Raw genomic sequence first — 21464 nt, 5'->3', positions numbered from 1 at the left:
CCCATGGGTGTCTCCGAACCCTTCATCCGCCGGCCGATCGCGACCTCGCTGCTCGGCATCGCGCTTCTGATCGGCGGGCTGCTCGGCTATTTCGCACTCCCGGTCTCGGCGCTGCCGCAGGTCGATTTCCCGACCGTGCAGGTGACGACGCAGCTGCCGGGCGCGAGTCCGGACGTGATCGCCTCGCTGATCACCGCGCCGCTGGAGCGGCAGCTCGGGCAGATCCCGTCGCTCTCGGCGATGAACTCGACGAGCTCGTTCGGCGTCAGCCAGATCTCGCTGCAGTTCGAGCTCAACCGCGACATCGACGGGGCGACGCAGGACGTGCAGGCCGCGATCAATGCCGCCGCGGGCGTGCTGCCGAGGACGCTGCCTTACCCGCCGACCTACGCCAAGGTGAACCCGGCGGATGCGCCGGTGATGACGCTGGCGCTGCGCTCGGACACGATCTCGCTGCGGGTGATGAGCGACATCGCCGACACCATTCTGGCGCAACGTTTGAGCCAGATCTCCGGCGTCGGGCGCGTGTCCGTGCTGGGCGGGTTGAAGCCGGCCGTGCGCATCCAGGCCGATCTGGCCCGCCTTGCAGCCTACGGCATCGCGATGGAAGATCTGCGCACCGCGATCGCCAATGCCAATGTCTCGGGGCCGAAAGGCTCGCTCGACGGCGCGCAGCAATCCTACATCATCGCCGCCAACGACCAGATCGCGGCGGCTGAAGCCTACAAGCCCGTCATCATCGCCTATCGCAACGGCTCGCCGGTGACCATTGCCGACGTCGCCCAGATCGTCGACGGCCTCGAGAACGACCGCACCGGCGGCTGGTACCAGGGCACGCCGGCGGTCATCCTCGACATCCAGCGCCAGCCCGGCGCCAACGTCATCGACGTCGTCAGCCAGATCCGCGCCGAGATCCCGAAACTGCAGCGCGCGATCCCGGCCGGCGTGAATCTCACCATCGTCTCCGATCGCACCGTCACCATCCGCGCCTCGGCGCGCGACGTACAATTCACGCTGGTCCTTGCCGTCGTGCTGGTGACGCTGGTGGTGCTGCTGTTCCTGCGTTCGTTGCGCGCGACCGTGATCGCCGGCGTCGCGCTGCCGCTGTCGCTGATCACAAGCTTCGGCATCATGTATTTTGCCGGCTTCAGTCTCGACAATCTGTCGCTGATGGCGCTCACGATTGGCACCGGATTCGTTGTCGACGATGCCATCGTGATGATCGAGAACATCGTGCGCCACATGGAGAATGGCGACGGCGCGATGGAAGCCTCGCGCAAGGGCGCCAGCGAGATCGGCTTCACCGTGATCTCGCTGACGGTGTCGCTGATTGCGGTCTTCATCCCGCTCCTGTTCATGTCGGGCCTGGTCGGGCGCATGTTCCGCGAATTCGCGCTGACCTTGACGATTGCGGTCGTGACGTCGGCGGTGGTCTCGCTGACGCTGACGCCGATGATGTGCTCGCGGCTGCTCAAGCACGCGCACGAGGAGCTGGCCGTGCCGGGACTGGCCGCGATCAGCCGCTTCATCGACCGCACGGTCGACGCCTATCACGGATCGCTGTTGTGGGTGCTGGAGCGCCAGCGCGCCACGCTGGTCGTGACCTTCGTTACGCTGATCGCGACCCTGGTGCTCTATGTCGTCGCGCCCAAGGGCTTCCTGCCGCTGCAGGACACCGCGTCGATCACGGCGGTGACGGAGGCGGGGCCCGACGTGTCGTTTGCGGAGATGAAGAGGCGGCAGGCCGAGGCGGCCGAGGCCATCAGGGCCGACCCTGATGTGGTCGGCGTGGTCTCGGTGATCGGTGCGGGCTCCGTCAACCCGACCACCAATGTCGGCCGCCTCGTCATGAGCTTGCGGCCGCGCGGCGAGCGCCGCGACGATGTCAGCGTGGTCGTGACCCGGTTGAAGGAGCGGGTCTCCGGCATCCCCGGCATGACCGTCTATTTCCAGCCGGTGCAGGACGTGCAGATCTCGACCCAGTCGAGCCGCTCGCAATACCAGTACACGCTGACCGGCACCGATGCGACGCTGGTCTCGGAATGGGCGCGCAAGCTGGTTGCGGAGATGCGGCGCGATCCCTTGTTCCGGGACGTCTCCTCCGAGGCGCAGGAGGGCGGCCTGCGGGCGCAGCTCGATGTCGACCGCACGCGCGCCGGCCAGCTCGGCGTGAGCCTGCAAGCAATCACCGACACGCTGAACGACGCCTTCGCGCAGCGGCAGATCTCGACCATCTACGGTCAGGCCAACCAGTACCGGGTGGTGCTGGAGGCGCTGCCGATGTATCAGCGCGATCCCTCCATCCTGTCAAAGCTCTATCTGCCGGGTGCCGCGAGCGCCACCGCGGGCGCGCCCAATGCCCAGGTGCCGCTGTCAGCCGTGGCGACGCTGAAGCGGACCACGGCGCCGCTCGCGATCTCGCATCAGGCGCAATTCCCGTCGGTGTCGCTCAGCTTCAACCTGGCGCCGGGCGCGGCGCTCGGCGATGCCGTCGAAGCCGTAAAGGTGATCGAGACCCGCATCGGCATGCCGGGCAGTATCGTCGGCGTCTATGCCGGCGACGCCGCCGAATTCGCCAAGGCACTCGCCGGCCAGCCCTGGCTGCTGCTCGCCGCCGTCATCACGATCTACATCGTGTTAGGGGTGCTCTACGAGAGCTATATCCATCCGATCACGATCCTGTCGACGCTGCCCTCGGCCGGCGTCGGCGCCATCCTGGCGCTGATGCTGTGCGGACAGGACCTCTCGGTGATCGGCCTGATTGGCATCATCCTCTTGATGGGTATCGTCAAGAAGAACGCGATCATGATGATCGACTTTGCGCTCGAGGCCGAGCGCGGGCGGGGCATGTCGCCCAGTGAAGCCATCGTGCAGGCCTGTCTGTTGCGCTTCCGTCCGATCATGATGACGACGTTGGCGGCGCTGTTCGGGGCGCTGCCGCTCGCGATCGAAAGCGGCACCGGCGCCGAGCTGCGCTTTCCGCTCGGCATCTCCATCATCGGCGGCCTGCTGCTCAGCCAGCTCCTGACACTTTACACGACGCCCGTGATCTATCTGGCGCTCGATCGTATCAACCGTCGCCTCGAGCAGGCGCTGCCGCCGGCTGGATCCGGCGGCCCGCCGGTCGCCGGCGCGACCGAGGGGATGCAGTGATGGCATCGATCTCGGAGCCGTTCATCCGCCGCCCGGTCGCGACCACGCTGCTGTCGATCGGGCTGTTCCTGCTGGGTGTCGTCGCCTATCGGTTCCTGCCGGTCGCCTCGGTCCCGAACGTCGACTTTCCCGCCATCTTCGTCTCCGCCAGCCGGCCCGGCGCCGATCCGTCCGTGATGGCGGCGACGGTGGCGTCGCCACTTGAGCGGCGGTTGGGAGAGATCGCCGGCATCAACCAGATCACCTCGACCTCGAGCCTCGGCACGACCAGCATCCAGCTTCAGTTCGACATCGGCCGCAACATCGACAAGGCCGCGCGCGACGTGCAGGCGGCCATCAACGCCGCGATGGTCGACCTGCCGAGCGACTTGCCGACGCTGCCGCGTTTCCGCAAGGCAAACACGGCCGGCGCACCCATCTTCGTGCTGGCGTTGACCTCCAAGACGATCTCTCCGTCGGCGATCTACGACGTCGCGGATAGCGTGTTGGCGCAACGCATCTCGCAGGTGCCGGGCGTCGGCAACGTGTCGATCTCCGGCGCCGACCAGCCGGCCGTGCGCGTGCAGCTCAACCCGGTTGCGCTGTCCAATGCTGGAATCGCCACTGACGACGTGCGAACCGCGATCATCGCCGCCAACGCGCTCGGCCCCGTCGGCATCTTCGAAGGCGAGCGCCAGAGCGAGACGCTGTCGCTGAACAAGCAGATGCGCACGGCGAAGGAATTCCGCGACATCGTCATCAAGAGCTCGGGCAATAATTTCGTGCGGCTGTCGGACGTCGCCGACATCGAGGATTCCGTCCGCAACGTCCGCTCGATCGCCTGGTTCAACAGGCAACCGGCGGTTCTGATCCAGATCACCAAGCAGGGCGATGCCAACGTCATCGACACCGTCGACCGGGTCAAGGCGCTGATCCCCGAGCTGAAGCAGTGGATCCCGGCCGGTGTCGAGATCTCCACCCTGGTCGATCGGACCGGCACGATCCGCGCCAGCGTGCTGGACATGCAATGGACGCTGCTGGCAACGTCCGTCCTGGTGATGGTCGTCGTGTTCGTGTTCCTGCGGCGGCTGACGCCGACCATCGCGGCCGGCATCTCGGTGCCGCTGGCACTCGCCGGGACTTGCGCCGGCATGTGGGTCGCGGGCTTCTCCATCGACAACCTGTCGCTGATGGCGCTCGCCATCTCCGTCGGCTTCGTCGTCGACGACGCCATCGTCATGATCGAGAACATGTTCCGCAACCTCGAGCAAGGCATGCGGCCGTTCCGCGCGGCGCAGGAGGGCGCCAAGCAGATCGGCTTCACCGTGGTCTCGATCAGCCTGTCGCTGATCGCGGCCTTCACGCCGCTGATCTTCATGGACGGCGTCGTCGGTCGGCTCCTGCGCGAATTTTCGCTGACGCTGACCTTCGCCATCCTGGTCTCGACGCTGGTGTCGCTGACGGTCACGCCGATGATCTGCGCCCATTACATCCGGCAGGCCACCTCCGGCACGGCAACGCTGTTCGACCGCATCATCGAAGGCGCGCTGTCGCGCACCATCGTGTTCTACGCCCGCACCCTGCGCACCGTGCTGGAATTCCCGCTGCTGACGCTGCTGGTGTTCTTCGCCACCATCGCGCTCACGGTGACGCTCTACATCAAGGTCCCCAAAGGCTACTTTCCCACGGACGATTCCGGCTTCATCATCGGCGCGACGCGCGCCTCGGCTGACACCTCGTTCCAGTCGATGCTCGGCCTGCAGCAGCGGCTCGCCGAGATCGTGATGAAGGATCCCGCCGTGGCCGGCATCGGCTCGACGGTCGGCAGCGGGGGCCCGGGGCCGGCGACTTCGAACCGCGGCACCATGTTCATCAGCCTGAAGCCGCCGGAGGAACGTGGCCACGTGTCGACTGAGGTCGTGATCGAACGGCTCAGGCGCGCACTATATCCCGTGCCCGGCATCCGCCTCTTCATGTTCGCTGCCCAGGACGTGCGGGCCGGCGGGCGTCAGAGCGATTCCGACTACCAATATACGCTCACCAGCACCGATCTCGGCCTGTTGCAGAAATGGGCGCCGATCGTGGCCAAGCGCCTGGAGAGCGTGGAGGGCATCACCGACATCTCCAGCGATCGCGATCCCGGCGGGCTGCAACTGACGCTCGCCATCGATCGCCAGAAGGCGTCCGCGCTCGGCGTCAGGGTCCAGGACATCGACAACGCGCTGAACAACGCTTTCGCACAGCGGCAGATCTCGATCATCTACACCCAGCGGAACCAGTACATGACCGTGCTGGAGATCGACCCGAAGTTCCAGGTCGACCCCTCCAATCTCGATCGCATCTACGTCGCCGGCGCGGGAGATGCGCAGGTGCCGCTGTCGGCCGTGGTGCGCGCGACGCGCGGGCTCGCTGCGCTCGCCGTCTATCATTCGCAGTCGTTCCCATCGACCACGGTGTCCTTCAACCTGATGCCGGACGTGCCGCTTCAGGCGGCGACCCAGAACATCCAGCGCGCGGTCGACGAGTTGCACATGCCCGAAGGCATTCGCGGCAGCTTCGACGGCAATGCCGGCGATTTCGCCAGGACCAGCGGTCGCCAGCCGCTCCTGATCCTCGGCGCTCTGGTCGCGATGTATATCGTGCTCGGGGTGCTCTACGAGAGCCTCGCCCATCCGCTCACGATCATCTCGACGCTGCCCTCGGCCGGCTTAGGTGCGCTGCTGGCCTTGCAGCTCACCAACACGCCGCTGACGGTGATCGCCTTCGTCGGCATCATCCTCTTGATCGGCATCGTCAAGAAGAACGGCATCATGATGGTGGACTTCGCGCTCGATGCCGAGCGCCAGCGCGGCCTGTCCTCGGCGGAGGCGATCTTCGAGGCCTGCCAGGCGCGCTTCCGCCCGATCCTGATGACGACCATGGCGGCGCTGTTTGCCGGCATTCCGCTGGTGATCGCGACCGGCCCCGGCACGGAGCTGCGCCGCCCACTCGGCATCACCATCATCGGCGGCCTGTTCGCCTCGCAGATCCTGACGCTGTACACGACGCCCGTAATCTACCTCCTGATCGACCGCCTGCGTCGTCGCTCCGAACCGCGTCCGCTGGCTGCACCGGCGGAATAGGTTGTTGAGCAGCCGCTCCAAGCGTATAGCGGCCCCATGTCCAAGCCGCCTGAGACCGCCGCCGCGCCGGCCGAGCCGATCCCCGAATGCCCGCATTGCCAGAAGCCGATGCCGCTCTGCATTTGCGACAGCGTCACGCCGATCGAGAACCGGCTCTCGCTGCTGATCCTCCAGCATCCGCAGGAGCAGGACAGGGCGCTCGGCACTGCGCGGCTGCTGACCAGGCATTTTGCCGATGCAACGGTGCGGGTCGGCCTGTCCTGGCCGAGCCTGTCCAAGGCGCTGGGACGGCCGGTCGAGAATGCTTCGCACTGGGCGGTGCTCTATCTCGGCTCGGCACGCGCGGCCGATCTCGAGGCCGAAGGAGAGATCGTCGCGCTCAACCGCAAGGGCGAGATCGCGGAGAACCAGCGCGCGATCCTCGGCAAGCTCGAAGGCGTGGTGCTGCTCGACGGCACCTGGAGCCAGGCCAAGGCGCTGTGGTGGCGCAATCCCTGGATGCTGAAATGCCAGCGCGTGATCCTCAATCCGGCACGTCCCTCTCGCTACGGGCGCTTGCGCAAGGAGCCGCGCCGCGACGGCCTCGCGACCATCGAAGCCGCCGCGACGATCCTCGCCGCCCTCGAGCGGCGCCCTGATATCGCCGAGACGCTTCATGCCAGTTTCGAGCGGATGCTGGCTCGCTACCGCGAGGTCCAGGCCGAGATGCCGGAACTGGCACCCAAGCCCGCGCCCAAGGGCCGCCGGCGCGACTTCCGGCGCGGCAAGCGCGCCTGATTTCGGCTGGACATTTCGCTGTGCTACCCGCGGGCCGTGGGGTTGCCTAAGCCATTGATCACCTATATTGGTCCGCCCTTACGGGGCCACGTGGCGGAGTGGTTACGCAACGGTCTGCAAAACCGTGTACACCAGTTCAATTCTGGTCGTGGCCTCCATCACAAGTCTCTGATTTTCCGCAAAATTTGGACTTATAGGCGGTTCCGCCGAGCCGCAGCTCCAGTGAGCCACCGGGTTTGCCCGGGGCTTGGCGGAAAGGTGCGATTCAGGTCCTCTGGCATAGACTTCGCATCTGCGAAAAGACGCATCCAAACCCTGGAGCTGGAGAGCACGTGGGCGACGTCGTTCGATTTGTCCCGAAATCCGAGCTGGAGCGGGCCCGCCTCATTGCTGAGGCGCGCGCGATCTATGACAGCATCTTCCCGCCGGCTGCACCCGACCGGGCGCCGCAGCAGGGCGAGGAACGCGTCAAGACTTGATCGGGGCTGCGCCGGTCCCCGGCGCTCGGTCATGCCGAACCGCCCGAAAGGCGGACGCATCGGTTCACTTCAAGTGGCCTCAGCAGGCCGCGTACCAGTCGTCGGGGAAGGGCAGGAGGGGCCAGGCGCCCTCGTTGTCATTGGCAGCCTTGTTATTGGCAGCCTTGGGCGTCGTGTCGAAACTCCACGAGCGGGGCACGTATTGCTCCACCGGCACGGGCGCGAAATCCTCAAAGACCATGGCGTCCCGGACAGCATCCAGCAGCAGATTAAATTCGGCTTCGCTCATCACACCCTCGCAGAACGCGGACGGCGCAATGTCGCAAAGCCGGTTTGTTTCCGGATTGACCCGATCGTTCGTATTTTAACGATGCGGCGATCGGGACCCGAATGGTTAGCGATTCCTGAAAATCCCCGGGGCAACCCTATGTGCCCGCCGCCGCGCAGCGGGCGTGAAGGAGATCACATTCCCCGCGGTTTATTTCTCGTAACCCCTTTTGCACCGTACGGCCAATGCAGGCCGGAGCGGGCAGTGCAGAGCGGGAGACTGGTCATGAAGGCGAGGTTCTTGCGGTTTGCGGGCGTGAAGAGCCGGGCGCGGGGCGCCTCGACGGTCGGGCTGTTCCTGACGCTGTTTGCCTCCGCGGCTCATGCACAGGGAACGGCGGAGCAGCGGCGGGCCTGTACCCCCGACGTCTACCGGCTCTGCGCCGGCGAGATCCCCAACGTCCGCGCCATCACCGCCTGCCTGCGCCGCAACCGCGCGAGCCTCAGCGAGGCCTGCCGATCCGTGTTCGACCAGGCGGGCGGCTGAACGGCCCGGCTTGTGGGCTTGTGCGCAGCAAGTGCCTCGCAGGGGCTCGCGAATCCGTCACAGGCGCCCTGTGAATATGCTGTGGATTTGCTGCGGATGCTGGACGTGGATGCTTCGTACCTTCATCGCATCTTGGTCGCCAATCGTCATATCTGCGTCAAATGAGCTCACCGAATGATTCGGCGGGCCGGCAGATCGCTGCTGCGGCCGAGAGCATTTCGTAATCCCCCGAATTCGGAATCCCTCACCTGCGTCGCGGTCCGCGGACAGTTTTTGGGCAACCGTTTGCCCAAATGCCGGGCGCGCTCCGTCCAAATTTTTGTACGCCCGCGGACAAGCTTTTCACCGCCCACTCCCGCACGCTTCCTCCCCGATCACTGGAGCATGGCAGACGCCATGACATTTCGGAGGAACTGGCGAGATGGAGAAGTCGATTTGGCCCCAGGCGCGGCGGGGAATGGCGCGCGCATCATTGCCGCGGTGCAAGCTCATGCTCGGCGCCGCCATTGCTTTCGGTCTCGTCGTTGCCTCACCGCTGAGCGCGCAGGCCGCAGCGCCCGCTGCCTGCGCCGCGCTTCAGGAAAAGTATCCGGACTGGAAGGGCAAGACGCTCGTCAATGCCATCAACCCGCACACGCCGGGCTATGAGACGATCGATCCGAAGGATCCCAGCAAGTATATCGGCTTCGACATCGATCTCGGCGAAGCCATCGGCGAATGTCTCGGCTTCAAGCTGACCTACAAGGCGGTGACGTTCGCGGCGCTCCTGACCACGCTTGCCGCCGGTCAGGCCGACATCGTGATCTCCGACATCTACGCCACCAAGGAGCGCGCCAAGGCGGCCGACTTCATCACCTACTCGAAGGTGTTCGATGGCGTGCTGGTCGCCAAGGGCAACCCGAAGGGCATCAACGGCATCAACCTGTCGCTGTGTGGCGCCGCTGCTGCCGAGAACACCGGCTATGTCGAGGTACCCCTGATCCAGGCGTTGATCCCGGAGTGCAAGAAGGCCGGCAAGCCGGAGCCGACCATCCAGCTTTACGACAACAACGCCAATTGCATCCAGGCGATTCTGGCCGGCCGCGCCGACACCTACATCAACGACGTCAACACCGTCGACAGCGCCGTAAAGGCCTATCCGGACAAGCTGGAGAAGGCGGTCGCTGTGACGATCCCATACTCGGTCGGCATCGCTGTTCCCAAGGGCAAGCCGAAATTTCGTGACGCCGTGCTCGCTGCCCTGATCGAGGTGCAGAAGGCGGGCACGCACATGGCGCTCCTGAAGAAGCATGGGCTCGATGTGAACAACTTCATCGAGCCGGAAATTCTCACGGCTGACTGACTGAGCGCGGTCGACTTCTCCCCGACGGGGAGAGGTCGGCGCGAAGCGCCGGGTGAGAGGGCGTAACCTCTCATCCGGATCGCATCGAACGATGCGACGTAGCCGAAGCTTCGCTTCGAGAGGTGGCCTGTCCTCGAGGCGCCCGTCTTCGACCAAACCCGATCCCGTTCTCATGACTGTCGACTGATGTCGCTGTTCCTTCATTACCTGAGCATGCCGTATCTGCTCGCGGGCATCGAGCTCACCCTCGAGGTGACCGCCCTCGGGCTCGGCGGCGGGTTGATCCTCGGATTGATCCTCGCCGGCATGCAGCTGTCGCGCTTCTGGCTGCTGGCGGCGATCGCCCGGGCCTATACCGTGATCTTCCGCGGCACGCCGCTGATCCTCCAGATGGTTTTCGCCTACGACGCGCTGCCGCATATGGGCATCAAGCTGCCGGCCGTGCTGGCGGCAGGCCTTGCGCTCGCCTGCAACGAGGCGCCGTTCATTGCGGAGATGCTGCGCGCCGGCGTGCTCGGCGTCGACCGCGGCCAGGTGACGGCGGGGCAGGCGCTCGGCATGACGCCGTCGGTGCTGATGCGCAGGGTCATCGCCCCACAGGCGATCCGCACGATGATTCCGGCCTTCGGCAATGAGGCGGTGAGCGCGTTGAAGAACTCCTCGCTCGCGTCTGTTATCGCGGTGCAGGAGCTGACCTTGCGCTCGACCCAGCTGGCATCTTCGACCTTCGACTTCTTTTCGATCTTCTTTGCCTCGGGGCTGCTCTATCTCGTTCTGACCACGGCCATCAGTGTCATCCAGCTCCTCGTCGAATGGTGGCTCGACCTCGACCGAACCACACGCCGCGAACGCAAGCTCGCCGATTATCTGCCGTGGCGCCGCGTCGACCTCGGCACCAAGTTCGAGCTTGCCGCCGTGACCGCCGCTGATCCGGAGCCTGCACAGCCAGCGCCCGGCGATACGCCGCCGCTGGCCTTGACCCGTGAGGAGCGCGCCCGTCGCGCGGCGACGATCGCGCGCAACAATATCGCGGTCGAGACCAAGGACCTCACCAAGAGCTACGGCGGGCAAAAGGTGATCAACGGCCTCGACTTGACCGTGCGTGTGGGCGAGGTGGTCGCGTTGCTCGGTCCCAGCGGCTCCGGCAAGAGCACGCTGCTTCGCTGCATCAACCATCTGGAGAACTGGGACGCCGGCACGGTGCGCGTCGGCGGCCGGCGGCTCGGCTTCGGCGAGAATGGCAAGTCATTGTCGCCGCGCGCCATCGCCAACGAGCGGGCCAGTGTCGGCGTTGGCATGGTGTTCCAGCAATTCAACCTGTTTGCTCACCTCTCGGCGAAGGAGAACATCGCCGGGCCCTTGCGCTGGGTCCACGGCATGACCCGGATCGACGCCGACCGCCGCGCCACCGAGCTGCTCGACCGCGTCGGGCTGTCGCACCGCGCCGATGCGCTGCCGCGACATCTCTCCGGCGGCCAGCAGCAGCGCGTCGCCATCGCCCGCGCGCTGGCGCCCAATCCGAGCGTGCTGCTGCTGGACGAGCCGACCTCGGCGTTGGATCCCGAGCTCGTCAATGAAGTGCTGGAGGTGATCCGCCGCCTCGCGATTGACGACGGCCTCACCATGATCATCTCGACGCACCAGATCCGCTTTGCCGATGAGGTCGCGGACCGTGTCGCTTTCCTGAGCGGTGGCACCATCGTCGAGGAGGGGCCGGCGCACGAGGTGCTCTCCAATCCACGCAATCCGCTGACGGCGCGTTTCCTCAGCGTGATGGAGGCCGACAAGACTCCGGAGACGGTGCGATGAGCCCTCTCTCCACCCTGTGCAAGATCTCCGAAAAGGTCACGTCATGAAGCATGTCACGCTGCCGGTTTCACCGAAAACCGTCCATTGGGGCTATTTCTCCAAAACGGTCACGCCGGCCCTGACGCTGCGCTCGGGAGACCGGGCCACGATCGAGACGCTGACCCACCACGCCAATGACGATTACGAGCGCATGATTCAGGGCGATCCCGGTGCCGAAAGCGTGTTCCTGTGGACGCGCGAGCACAAGGCGGTGGCGCGCCGCGGCTCGGGCCCGACGAAAGGCCCGTTCTTCCGCGGCGCGGGCGAGGGGATCGGCGTGCACTTGCTCACCGGCCCCGTTGCGATCGAAGGCGCCGAGCCCGGCGACATTCTGGAGGTGCGCATCCTCGATATCAGGCCGCGGCCGAGCTGCAGTGCCTGTCATGCCGGCCGCTGCTTCGGCTCCAATGTCGCGGCGAACTGGGGTTTCCACTATCACGACCTGATCGAGGAGCCGAAGCCGCGCGAGGTCGTCACCATCTTCGAGCTCGACACCTCCGGCGAGCCCTATGCGAAGGCCGTCTACAATTACGTCTGGACGCCGCAGACCGATCCTGACGGCATCGTGCACCCGACCATCGACTATCCGGGCGTGCGCGTGGACCATGCCACCATCAGGAAGCGCGAGAAAATCCTTTCCGGCGCGAAGGTGCCGGCGCGGCTGCATTTCGGCACCATGGGCCTTGCGCCATCGGAAGCCGATTTCGTCAGCTCGATCCCGCCGAGCTATACCGGCGGCAATATCGACGACTGGCGCATCGGCAAGGGCGCGCGGATGTTCTATCCGGTCGCGGTCCCCGGCGCTTATTTCTCGGTCGGCGATCCCCATGCCGCGCAAGGCGACAGCGAGCTCGGCGGCACCGCAATCGAGACCTCGCTGACCGGCGATTTCGAATTCATCCTGCACAAGAAGGCCGACCTCGGCGGCACCAGCCTCGAAGGCCTCGACCATCCCATGCTCGAGACCGATCATGCGTGGTCGTTCTACGGCTTCACCTATCCGAATTATCTGGCCGCGCTCGGCGCCAACGCGCAAACTGAGATTGCCAATCACAGCAGTCTCGACCGTGCGATGCGCGATGCGTTCAGGAAGCTCCGCCGGTTTCTGATGACGGTGCACCGCCTCAGCGAGGACGAGGCGATCTCGCTGATGTCGGTCGGCGCCGATTTCGGCGTCACGCAGGTGGTCGATGCCAATTGGGGCGTCCACGGCACGATCAGAAAGAACATTTTCCGCTGCGAGTAATGCATTGAGACGCAGACTGTTTTCGGGATGAGCAGGTGACAAGCGGAGACCATTTGCGGCCCGTCGCAGCGACGGAGGACCGCGTGCGTCTGGCACAGAGGTTGCTTCGATCGACCGCAATCTGGGTCGATCCGATGAGCTTTCGCCCGTTCACGAGCGAGTCCTACACGCAAGACGACCGGCCCGAAGCCTGGCGGGACGTGCTTGCGGCGGTCGGCCTGCAGCCGGCAGGCGGCCATTCCTTCTTTGACGGGCATGCTACCGCCTCCCATCGCCAGACCGCCGGCGTTGCGCTGACGCGCATGGCCGCGGGCGCGCAGAGCGTCGGTCCGCTGGCACGAGCGAACGAAGACCTGCCGATCGCGCTGATGCCGGTCGAGGATGGCATGGTGTTGAAAACCGTCGGCGGGCACCGCATCGTTCCCGTCGGTCATCTCGTGATGCTGCCGCGCGGCGGCGACTGGAGCATCGTGTTCCAGCGGGACATGCGCGCCATCGTGCTGTCAGTCACCTCCGAGGCGCTGCACGGACGCCTTTCCGGTAAGCCGCGGCTCGGCGAGCCGCGCGTCGTTTCGCCCAGCGGCTTTGCCGAGGTGTTCTCGCGCCTGCTGGACGCGACCGCGCGCACGCTCGACACTTTGAGCGATTCCGAATGGAATCTGCTTGCGCAGTCGCTCGTCGATCTTCTCCTGACGCTCGCGCATCAACTGGCGGCATCGACGTCCGACGCCGGGGCGAGCGCGACGCAGGCCGCGCTGCTGCACCGGATCTGCCAGACCATCGAGCGTCGCCTCGACGATCCCGATCTGGTGCCCGCGCGTGTCGCGCAAGCCGAGGGCATTTCCGAACGTTATTTGCAAAAGCTGTTCGAGACGGTTGGCGACAATTTCACCCACTATGTTCGCGAGCGTCGTCTCCAGCGCGCCTGGGCGGATCTGTCCAGTCCGTCAGAGGCGCATCGCTCGATCTCGGAGATCGCCTACGCCTATGGCTTTGGCGACTCCGCGCATTTCAGCCGCGCCTTCCGCCATCGCTTCGGCCTGCCGCCGCGCGAGTTCCGACAGCAGGAGGCCGAGCGGGCGACCGTGCAACATGGCGTCGCCGGCCAACGCGGCTGGCCGCAGGAGGCGCTGGCGCAATTGCGCGCGCATCAGAGTGTGGAGGCCCGCAGCAGCGTCGCCTGCGCCGGCGCCGGGGAGCCGACCACTGCCGAACGCCGTCATCACCATCTCCCGGTCGAGGCCAGCCGCGTTCATTGGGGCTATTTCAGCCGCTCGCTGCCGCCGCAGATCGAGATCGCGTCGGGCGATACCATCACCATCGAGACGCTGACGCAGCACGCCTCCGACGATCCCGAGTTGATGATATCAGGCGATGGCGCCGCAGAAAGCGTATTCGGCTGGACACGGAGCAAGAAGAACGTCGACCGCCGCGGCGCCGGCCCGATGGATGCCAGCGTGTTCGGCCGCGGTGCCGGCGAGGGGTTTGGCGTGCACATCTGCACCGGGCCTGTCGCGGTGAAGGACGCCCAGCCCGGCGATGTACTGGAGGTGCGCATCCTCGACATCGTGCCGCGGGCCAGCCGCAATCCGAGCCATGCGGGCCGTGTGTTCGGCTCCTCTGTCGCAGCGTGGTGGGGCTATCACTACAACGAGTTTCTCGGCGGTCCCAAGCCGCGCGAAGCCGTCACCATCTATGAGATCTTCGAAGACGCCGAGATGCCGCACGCCCGCGCGCTCTATTCCTATCGCTGGGAGCCGCAGACCGATCCCTTCGGCGTGGTGCACGCCACTTACGACTATCCCGGCGTTCCCGTCGCACCCGGTACGATCAAGCGCCGGCACGCCGTGCTCGACGGCATCAAGATTCCTCTGCGCCCGCATTTCGGCGTCATCGCGCTGGCGCCGCGCGAGCTCGATTTCGTCGATTCCGTGCCGCCGTCCTACTTCGGCGGCAATCTCGACAATTGGCGGCTGGGGAAGGGGGCAACCGTCTATCTCCCCGTCTCGGTCCCCGGCGCGCTGCTGTCAGTCGGCGATCCCCATGCCGCACAGGGCGACGGCGAGCTCAGCGGCACCGCGATCGAATGCTCGATGACCGGCACCTTCGAGGTGATCCTGCACAAGAAAGCTGATCTCGCCGGCCGTCCTTTCGCCGATCTCTCCTATCCCCTGATCGAAACCGAGAGCGACTGGGTGCTGACCGGCTTCAGCCACCCCAACTATCTCGCGGAATTCGGCGCGCAGGGGCAGAGCGAGGTCTACGCAAAATCCTCGCTCGATCTCGCCATGAAAGACGCTTTCCGCAAGATGCGGCGCTTTCTTATGAACGTCAAAGGCCTCAGCGAGGACGAGGCGATCGCGCTGATGTCGGCGGCGGTCGATTTCGGTGTAACACAGGTCGTCGACGGCAATTGGGGCGTGCACGCCATTCTCAGCAAGCGCCTCTTTCAGGACGCATCTTAACCAGGACATCCAAGTGAAATTCCACATGATCAGCGGCGGACCGAAGCCGGTCGCGCCCTTCAGCCACGCGGTGGAGACCGACGGCTTCGTCTTCGTGACCGGCCAGATGCCCGATACGCCGCAGACGCCGGGCGTGCTGCCCGAGGGCATCGTCGCGCAGACGAAGGCCGTGATGGAGAATTTGAAAGTGGTTCTCGCGGGCCTCGACCTCGGCCTCGAGCACGTCGTGATGACGCGGATCTATCTCACGCGCTTCAAGGAAGACTATGCGGCGATGAACGAGACCTATCGGACGTACTTTCCGCCGGATCGCCTGCCGGCCCGTACCTGCGTCGGCGTCACCGGTCTGGCCTATGATGCGCTGATCGAGATCGATCTGGTGTGCCGGAGGCCGTGAAAGGGAACCGTCGATAGGGGCGAATCTTTTGCTTGCTTGTTGGATGAAGGCTCAAGATCGCGCGTTGGGCAGCACCTCAGTTTGAAACTTGCGACTTGAGTTGCTTCACAGCTGCCGCCGAAGGTTCTCTCGTTCCGTCTCGAGGGTATTGATCTCATTGTTCAGATGTTTCTCAAGTTGGGTATACGATGTGGACAGGTTAGTGCAAAGGTTCTTCACAGCGGACGGTCTATTCTTGTCGAGCCACACGGCTCTCTGCTCGCTGGCGTAAGCCGCCATTCCCCGGTGGCAGTAGAGGAGTGTCTCGAAGTCATCCATCGCTTTTGTGGGCATACTCTCGACGACCTTCCATGCTTCGTCCAATTCGGAGGCAGAAGGCCACGCCTTCAGCACCTGCTCAAGTTTGTCGGGGTCAGGCTCGCCCTTCGCAAGCCAGGCGGTCAGGGTCTTTGCTACGTCGTCGAGATGGCCGGCGCGCGACCGGAGCCGCAAACATACGCCAAGCTGACTGCTCACGCGTTGGAACGCGGCGGCTCTGCGGTCAACGTTGATCTTCGCCATTCCCACAATGAAGGCGACTCCTGCGGCGACGAGAGCGATAGTTGCGGAGAGCGCCGGCTGGAAGTCTTTCGCAATATCGTAGAGACCGTGGTTACAAAGCATGACAGGCCTCACTCAATCAAAGATAATAAATATGTAATTTTGCACGCGTGAATGGGGCTGTCGAGGGCGTCGCGGTTGCCGGACAAGGAGAGGGTGAGGGGTTTCTCTTCGCTCAAGCCATCCTACGAATGCTGGTTCAGCGCAGCTTTCTGGGTCCGGGCTCTACGCCGCAAACGCCTTTGGCGCTGCAGCTTGTCCGGGACATGAGAGCGGTGGGGTCGGTTGACAGTTGCCGAACGCTCCGCGCATTTCGTCTCAAATTGCAACCGGCGCGTGCAAGAAGTCTTGATCGGCCGTGAGCTAGGGGTGATCGACCGGCCTTGAACGCGGGCCCGGACCGCCGCGACTAATCGACAGAGTGCATAGGGATCAGCGGAACGTGATTAAGCTTCCTCTTCACTAAAGCACCAAAATGGTGCTTTAGTGCTTTCCATGAGCCAATCGCCCCGATACGCGCCGTCCGCACTGCGTTACCGGCTTGCCCCTGACCCGGCCGCCAAGGCCGCCATCGAGGCGACATTCCAGGCCTATGACCGCATGATGGAAATCCTCGACGAGGTGGCGCGGATCCACAATGTGGGTTCCAATGTGGTCCTGCTCCATGCCCATGCCTATGAGCCGATCCGCAAACAGACGGCGCTGCCTTCGCGGCTGGTGACGTTGGGGCTGCGCGACCGCGCGGAGTATCGCGCCGCGCAAGGGCGCCGCCTGCCGCTCGACGACAAGCTCGCGAAGATCAAGGGGCCCGCCACCATTTCGATTGCGACCGTGCAAGGGCGCTTCAGCGTGCCCTTCGACTACGCCGGCTATGCCGAGGGCTGGGGGCAGAGCGTGCCGGCGCGCCTCATCCGCACCGACGACGGTTTCGAAGTTCACTACGGCGTCACGCCGAACAGCCTGCCAGAGGAGGAGAACGCCATGGATACCATCGCTGCCGCTCCCGACAATTTCCTGTCCCGAGTCGGGCGCCTGATTGCCGGGATCGCGTACGATGCGATCGAGCAGGCGGAGGGCAAGAACAAGCTGAAGGTGGTCGGACAGGCCATCCGCGAGATCGAGCGCGCCGAGACCGAAGCGCGCGATGCGCTCGCCGCTGCCCGGGCCGAGGAATATCGCCTCAACGCGCGCCGCAGCGAGATCGAGCGGGCGATGACCGATCTGACCGCCAAGATCGAGGCCGCGATCGCAGACGGGCGCGATGATCTCGCCCGCGCCGGCATCGCGCGGCAAATGGACCTGGAGGCGCAGTTCGAGGTGCTCTCTCGCGCCATCGACGAGAACAACGAGAAGATCGAGCAATGCGTCACATCGCTCCGCGCAGTGCTGTCGGCGCTCCAGGATGCCGAGCAGCGCCGCGCCGATCTCGAAAAGAGCGAGGCACAGGCCAGCCCACAGACATCGTCGTCGCGGAAATCCGGCGGCACCTCCGCTGCGGCGAAGGCGCTGCGGGCGGGCAGGGCAGTGGCACGGGCCACCGGCGTGCCGCCGGGAATTCCTTATTCGAGCGACATCGACGAGCTGAGCACGCTCCATCGCGACAAGGAAATTGCAGCGAGGCTGGCCCGGTTGAAGTCGGGCGGCTGAGTGCGGTGTCATGAGCGCTCTGCTCGAACACATCATGGCGCCTGAGGTCAGGCCGTTCGCGATTGCGGCGGCCATGATCGTCATCGTCGGCTCGGTCGAGGTGATCTCGATGCTGATCGGGGCCTCCTTGAGCGAGATGCTGGGCACCAACATCGATTTTGCTCACCCCAGCGACAACGGCGTGCTCAACGCCATCTCCTGGATCAATGTCGGCGGCGTGCCGCTGTTGATCTTCCTGCTGCTGCTGCTCGGCGCCTTCTCCATCACCGGATTCCTGATCCAGGACCTCGCGCGAATGGTTGCGGGTCCCTTACCGGCGACGGTCGCCTCGGTCGGGGCCGTCGTGGTGTCGGTTCCGCTTGTGCGCGCCGCCAGCAGGACCATCGCGCGGGTCATTCCCAAGGACGAAAGCTACGTCGTCGGCCTCGGCGATCTGGTCGGCCGCATCGGGGAGGTCGTCGTTGGCCCGCTCGACCAGGGGCCGCCCGGCCGCGTCAGCGTCGCCGACATCCACGGCAACCGCCATTTCGTCTCGGCGGTCGCGGCGCCGTCATCGGGACCTTTGCCGCAGGGAACCATGGTCCTCCTGGTCGACCGCGACGGCACGCGCTTCGTCGCGGTGAAGGCCGACGATGAACTCAAGCCGTCCAACCCCACTCTAAGCAATTAGCAAGTCCCACAGCGGAGAAAGCCATGTTCGACATCGCAGTCCCGGCCGTGATCGGCGTCGCGCTGATCGTCGTCCTGGGGATCGTCTTCACCATCCTCTACAAGCGCGCCACCCGCGACGAGGCCTTCGTGCGCACCGGGCTCGGCGGCAAGAAGGTCGTGCTCGACGGCGGCGCCATGATCCTGCCGATCTTCCACTCCTATGCCAGCGTCAATCTGAAGACGTTGCGCCTCACCGTCGAGCGCAAGGAGCGGGAATCCCTCATCACCAAGGATCGCCTGCGCGTCGACATCGTTGCCGAGTTCTACGTCCGCGTCCGTCCCGACGAGGAGAGCATTGCGCTTGCAAGCCAGACGCTGGGCGCGCTGACCAACGATGCCGAGGCGCTGCGCAACCAGGTCGAGGCGAAATTCGTCGACGGCCTGCGCTCGGTCGCCGCGACCATGAGTATCCTGGAGCTCCAGGAGAAGCGCTCGGACTTCGTCAAGCACGTGCAGTCCACGGTCGAGTCTGACGTGAAGTCGAACGGGCTCGAGCTGGAATCGGTGTCGCTGACCAAGCTCGACCAGACCGACGTCAAATTCTTCAACCCGGAGAACTTCTTCGACGCCGAGGGTCTGACCCAGCTCAAGACGGTCACCGAAACCCGCCGCCGCGATCGAAACGCGATCGTGCGCGATAACGAGGTGGCGATCGCGCAAAAGGACCTCGAGGCGCGCCAGCAGACCCTCGGGATCGAGCGGACCAAGAAGGAAGCCGAGCTGTCGCAGGAGCGCGACATCGCCAACAAGACGGCGAGCACCCGCGCCGAGGTCGCGACCGCGACGCAGACGGCGCGTCTGACCGAGGAGAACGCTCGCATCGACACCGATCGTGCGGTTGCCGAGAAGGAGGCGGGTGCCAAGCAGGTCAAGGAAACCGCGGTGATCGAGTCGGAGCTGGCGATCAACAAGCGCAAGACCGACGCCCAGCGCGAGATCCAGATCGCGACGCAGGAGAACGAGATCCAGATCGCGGCGAAGAGCAAGGAGACGTCGGAAGCCGTCGCCGAAGCCAAGACCGCCGAGGCGCTGGCCGTCTCCGCGGAGGAAAAGGTCGTCACCGCGCGCGCCATCGAGGTCGCCGATCGTGCCCGCCTGACCCAGGTGCTGGCCGCACGCACCGAGGCCGAACGCAAATCGACCGAGCTGATCGTCGCGGCCGAGGCCGAGAAGAAGGCCTCGCTCGATCGCGCCGAAGCCGTCAAGACGCTGGCCACCGCCGAAGCCGAATCCAACAAGATCAAGGCGGTCGGCGTTCGCAACATCGGCGAGGCGGAAGCCGCCGTCATCACCATGAAGAACGAGGCGCAGAACAAGCTCGGCAACAACGTCATCGATTTCGAGATCGCCAAGAAGCGGATCGAGACCATGCCGTCCGCGCTGGCGGAGATGGTGAAGCCGATCGCGAATCTCAAGGATGTCCGCATCCTGCACACCGGCGGCGCGTTCGGCGGCAACGGTGCGAGCGGAGGTAATGTCGGCTTCGGCGAAGGTCTGGCCGGCGAGCTGCTCAAGGTCCATGCGCTGCGTCCGATGATCGACGAAATCCTGCGCCAGAGCGGCTTTGCGCCGGACGAGGATCCGGTGAAGGCGCTGGTCGGCGCCGTGACCGGAAAGAGCAACGGCGCGGCCGTGCCGGCGCCGCTGCCGGAGAAAACAAACGCCGCCGAACTATGAATGCCGGTTCATTGCTGCGGAGAATTCGAAGCGATAAACAGGCGGGGCGCGTCTCGCGTCGCGCGAACGTTCCGGAGCGCGGATCGATCGTGTCTTGAATCGGTCGATCTCGCTCCGGACGAGTCTTGAGGCAACGTTTTGTTTGCCACGGCGCCTGCGTCGATCGACATCGGGCGCCGAGACCTGTTTCGATCGGAGAATTTCACAATGAAGCATTTTCTGTCCGGATTGATCGCGATCGCCCTTTCGATCGCCGCCGCGCCGTCGCTTGCGGCCGATGCCCGCAACGTCACCGTGGTCAACGAGACCGGCTATGCCATCAAGTTCCTGGGCTTCAACGCGCCGGATGACGGGCTGGACGAGTGGGAGAACGAGCTCGACAAGGTGTTGCAGAACCAGGCCAGCACTTATGTCGAGTTCGACGACGACGATGAAGGCTGCGTCTGGAACATCCGGGTCGACTGGAAGAACTATGACGAGTCGGTGCTGTGGAAGAACGTCAATCTCTGCAAGCTCACCGCGCTCCGCTTGCGCTACGACCCCGGCACCAAGACCACCTCGTTCCTGGCGGAATAATCCTCGCCCGGTCCCGGCCGGAGGAGCGGCCATTCCAGGTCCCTCCGAGCGCGTTGCGGATGATGACGAATTCGTCCTTTGCAAGCGCAAGCGGCTTTGTTATACGCAGCCGCGCGCGAACGAACGGTTCGCCCTTTTCCTCGGTAGCTCAGCGGTAGAGCATCCGACTGTTAATCGGATGGTCGCTGGTTCGAATCCAGCCCGGGGAGCCATCAGGCTGTTTCCAAGCCTTTCAAAACACTCCAGAACTAAGCAAGCCCTAGGGGTAAGCCACTGAAAAATCAGGGGTTTCAACGTCTCGTTCTGTTCTGCCACTTCCGCCGTGGTCCGGAGCGGCTGGGGATATGGAGGGGGTAGGGGCCTTGTACCCCCAAATTGCCCCTCGGGATCCCCCCAAATTCCGGCGACGGCGTTGGAATAAAGTTCCAAAAGGCACTCTCTGATCGGGTCGTCCTGAGCGCCAAGTCCGAATCGAAGGAATGAAAGCCGGCCGATACCTCCAGAGCCCTGGCCCTCTTGGTCGTGACCAGAAAGAACAGGCCGCCGGGCGGAGCGGCCGATATAGCTCGGCCGTACCCGCCATTAGCCTCCAGACGGGCACAGCAATCGAGATCATGGGCTTTGCCGTCGG

Annotated in this window: 16 protein-coding genes and 2 tRNA genes; 16 read left to right on the top strand and 2 right to left on the bottom strand. The window is 64.8% G+C overall.

Translation table 11 applies throughout. The annotated features are described in order from the left end of the window. The first annotated feature begins 3 nt into the window (after positions 1-3). The 5 genes from ACTEK7_RS03495 to ACTEK7_RS03475 all read left to right on the top strand — a co-directional run bounded on the left by ACTEK7_RS03495 (position 4) and on the right by ACTEK7_RS03475 (position 7510). Positions 4-3153 (top strand): efflux RND transporter permease subunit, encoded by a 3150-nt coding sequence (locus ACTEK7_RS03495; RefSeq protein WP_225147933.1) that lies wholly within the window; start codon positions 4-6, stop codon positions 3151-3153. After that, positions 3153-6254, top strand: coding sequence for an efflux RND transporter permease subunit (locus ACTEK7_RS03490; protein WP_225147934.1), 3102 nt, complete (start codon positions 3153-3155; stop codon positions 6252-6254). Before ACTEK7_RS03495 ends, ACTEK7_RS03490 begins: the two co-directional genes overlap by 1 nt. Before the next feature lie 36 nt (positions 6255-6290). Next, entirely contained in the window at positions 6291-7031 is a 741-nt protein-coding gene (locus ACTEK7_RS03485) for a tRNA-uridine aminocarboxypropyltransferase (protein WP_036027982.1), read from the top strand. A gap of 84 nt (positions 7032-7115) precedes the next feature. Then, positions 7116-7189, top strand: a tRNA-Cys gene (locus ACTEK7_RS03480). 174 nt (positions 7190-7363) lie between these two features. Further along, positions 7364-7510, top strand: coding sequence for a hypothetical protein (locus tag ACTEK7_RS03475; protein ID WP_167361661.1), 147 nt, complete (start codon positions 7364-7366; stop codon positions 7508-7510). Between the two features lie 79 nt (positions 7511-7589). Here the strand turns inward: ACTEK7_RS03475 and ACTEK7_RS03470 are convergent, their stop codons facing one another. Continuing rightward, on the bottom strand, positions 7590-7799 hold the full coding sequence (locus ACTEK7_RS03470) for a hypothetical protein (RefSeq protein WP_036027983.1): 210 nt from the start codon (positions 7797-7799) through the stop codon (positions 7590-7592). Between the two features lie 264 nt (positions 7800-8063). On the opposite strand from ACTEK7_RS03470, the gene ACTEK7_RS03465 reads away from it, so the two are divergent. The 6 genes from ACTEK7_RS03465 (at position 8064) to ACTEK7_RS03440 (ending at position 15622) form a co-directional block, all read left to right on the top strand. Beyond that, on the top strand, positions 8064-8324 hold the full coding sequence (locus ACTEK7_RS03465; protein WP_025036239.1) for a hypothetical protein: 261 nt from the start codon (positions 8064-8066) through the stop codon (positions 8322-8324). Between the two features lie 457 nt (positions 8325-8781). After that, a complete protein-coding gene (locus ACTEK7_RS03460; RefSeq protein ID WP_430516861.1) occupies positions 8782-9666 on the top strand; it encodes an ABC transporter substrate-binding protein in 885 nt (294 codons plus the stop codon). A 186-nt stretch (positions 9667-9852) separates the two neighbouring features. After that, on the top strand, positions 9853-11475 hold the full coding sequence (locus tag ACTEK7_RS03455) for an amino acid ABC transporter permease/ATP-binding protein (RefSeq protein ID WP_225147936.1): 1623 nt from the start codon (positions 9853-9855) through the stop codon (positions 11473-11475). Positions 11476-11518: 43 nt separating this feature from the next. After that, a complete protein-coding gene (locus ACTEK7_RS03450; RefSeq protein WP_225147937.1) occupies positions 11519-12760 on the top strand; it encodes an acetamidase/formamidase family protein in 1242 nt (413 codons plus the stop codon). Positions 12761-12894: 134 nt separating this feature from the next. Continuing rightward, positions 12895-15225 (top strand): acetamidase/formamidase family protein, encoded by a 2331-nt coding sequence (locus ACTEK7_RS03445; RefSeq protein ID WP_225147979.1) that lies wholly within the window; start codon positions 12895-12897, stop codon positions 15223-15225. Positions 15226-15238: 13 nt separating this feature from the next. Further along, positions 15239-15622, top strand: coding sequence for a RidA family protein (locus ACTEK7_RS03440; RefSeq protein ID WP_225136736.1), 384 nt, complete (start codon positions 15239-15241; stop codon positions 15620-15622). Between the two features lie 105 nt (positions 15623-15727). Here the strand turns inward: ACTEK7_RS03440 and ACTEK7_RS03435 are convergent, their stop codons facing one another. Continuing rightward, positions 15728-16285 carry a hypothetical protein gene (locus tag ACTEK7_RS03435; protein WP_225136733.1) on the bottom strand — a complete coding sequence of 186 codons (558 nt, stop codon included), beginning with the start codon at positions 16283-16285 and terminating at the stop codon, positions 15728-15730. A gap of 423 nt (positions 16286-16708) precedes the next feature. Here ACTEK7_RS03435 and ACTEK7_RS03430 point away from each other — a divergent pair, with 423 nt between their 5' ends. The 5 genes from ACTEK7_RS03430 to ACTEK7_RS03410 all read left to right on the top strand — a co-directional run bounded on the left by ACTEK7_RS03430 (position 16709) and on the right by ACTEK7_RS03410 (position 21045). Continuing rightward, on the top strand, positions 16709-17869 hold the full coding sequence (locus tag ACTEK7_RS03430) for a PspA/IM30 family protein (protein ID WP_225147938.1): 1161 nt from the start codon (positions 16709-16711) through the stop codon (positions 17867-17869). A 10-nt stretch (positions 17870-17879) separates the two neighbouring features. Then, positions 17880-18539, top strand: a complete 660-nt coding sequence (locus tag ACTEK7_RS03425; protein ID WP_225147939.1) for an OB-fold-containig protein — start codon at positions 17880-17882, stop codon at positions 18537-18539. Between the two features lie 23 nt (positions 18540-18562). Beyond that, positions 18563-20257 (top strand): flotillin family protein, encoded by a 1695-nt coding sequence (locus ACTEK7_RS03420; protein ID WP_225147940.1) that lies wholly within the window; start codon positions 18563-18565, stop codon positions 20255-20257. A 207-nt stretch (positions 20258-20464) separates the two neighbouring features. Further along, positions 20465-20833 carry a hypothetical protein gene (locus ACTEK7_RS03415; RefSeq protein WP_036027987.1) on the top strand — a complete coding sequence of 123 codons (369 nt, stop codon included), beginning with the start codon at positions 20465-20467 and terminating at the stop codon, positions 20831-20833. 137 nt (positions 20834-20970) lie between these two features. Next, a tRNA-Asn gene (locus ACTEK7_RS03410) sits at positions 20971-21045 on the top strand. Positions 21046-21464: the final 419 nt, after the last annotated feature.

The sequence above is a fragment of the Bradyrhizobium sp. JHI2711 genome (genome assembly GCF_056156565.1).
The sequence above is the reverse complement of the archived record's forward strand: the minus strand, read 5'-3'. Positions and strand labels throughout refer to the sequence as shown.

Excerpts from the sequence above, each read along its gene's own strand:
- ACTEK7_RS03495 (WP_225147933.1), top strand. The coding sequence starts at position 4 with ATGGGTGTCTCCGAACCCTTCATCCGCCGGCCGATCGCGACCTCGCTG.
- ACTEK7_RS03490 (WP_225147934.1), top strand. The coding sequence starts at position 3,153 with ATGGCATCGATCTCGGAGCCGTTCATCCGCCGCCCGGTCGCGACCACG.
- ACTEK7_RS03485 (WP_036027982.1), top strand. The coding sequence starts at position 6,291 with ATGTCCAAGCCGCCTGAGACCGCCGCCGCGCCGGCCGAGCCGATCCCC.
- ACTEK7_RS03470 (WP_036027983.1), bottom strand. The coding sequence starts at position 7,799 with ATGAGCGAAGCCGAATTTAATCTGCTGCTGGATGCTGTCCGGGACGCC.
- ACTEK7_RS03465 (WP_025036239.1), top strand. The coding sequence starts at position 8,064 with ATGAAGGCGAGGTTCTTGCGGTTTGCGGGCGTGAAGAGCCGGGCGCGG.
- ACTEK7_RS03460 (WP_430516861.1), top strand. The coding sequence starts at position 8,782 with ATGGCGCGCGCATCATTGCCGCGGTGCAAGCTCATGCTCGGCGCCGCC.
- ACTEK7_RS03455 (WP_225147936.1), top strand. The coding sequence starts at position 9,853 with ATGTCGCTGTTCCTTCATTACCTGAGCATGCCGTATCTGCTCGCGGGC.
- ACTEK7_RS03450 (WP_225147937.1), top strand. The coding sequence starts at position 11,519 with ATGAAGCATGTCACGCTGCCGGTTTCACCGAAAACCGTCCATTGGGGC.
- ACTEK7_RS03445 (WP_225147979.1), top strand. The coding sequence starts at position 12,895 with ATGAGCTTTCGCCCGTTCACGAGCGAGTCCTACACGCAAGACGACCGG.
- ACTEK7_RS03435 (WP_225136733.1), bottom strand. The coding sequence starts at position 16,285 with ATGCTTTGTAACCACGGTCTCTACGATATTGCGAAAGACTTCCAGCCG.
- ACTEK7_RS03425 (WP_225147939.1), top strand. The coding sequence starts at position 17,880 with ATGAGCGCTCTGCTCGAACACATCATGGCGCCTGAGGTCAGGCCGTTC.
- ACTEK7_RS03420 (WP_225147940.1), top strand. The coding sequence starts at position 18,563 with ATGTTCGACATCGCAGTCCCGGCCGTGATCGGCGTCGCGCTGATCGTC.
- ACTEK7_RS03415 (WP_036027987.1), top strand. The coding sequence starts at position 20,465 with ATGAAGCATTTTCTGTCCGGATTGATCGCGATCGCCCTTTCGATCGCC.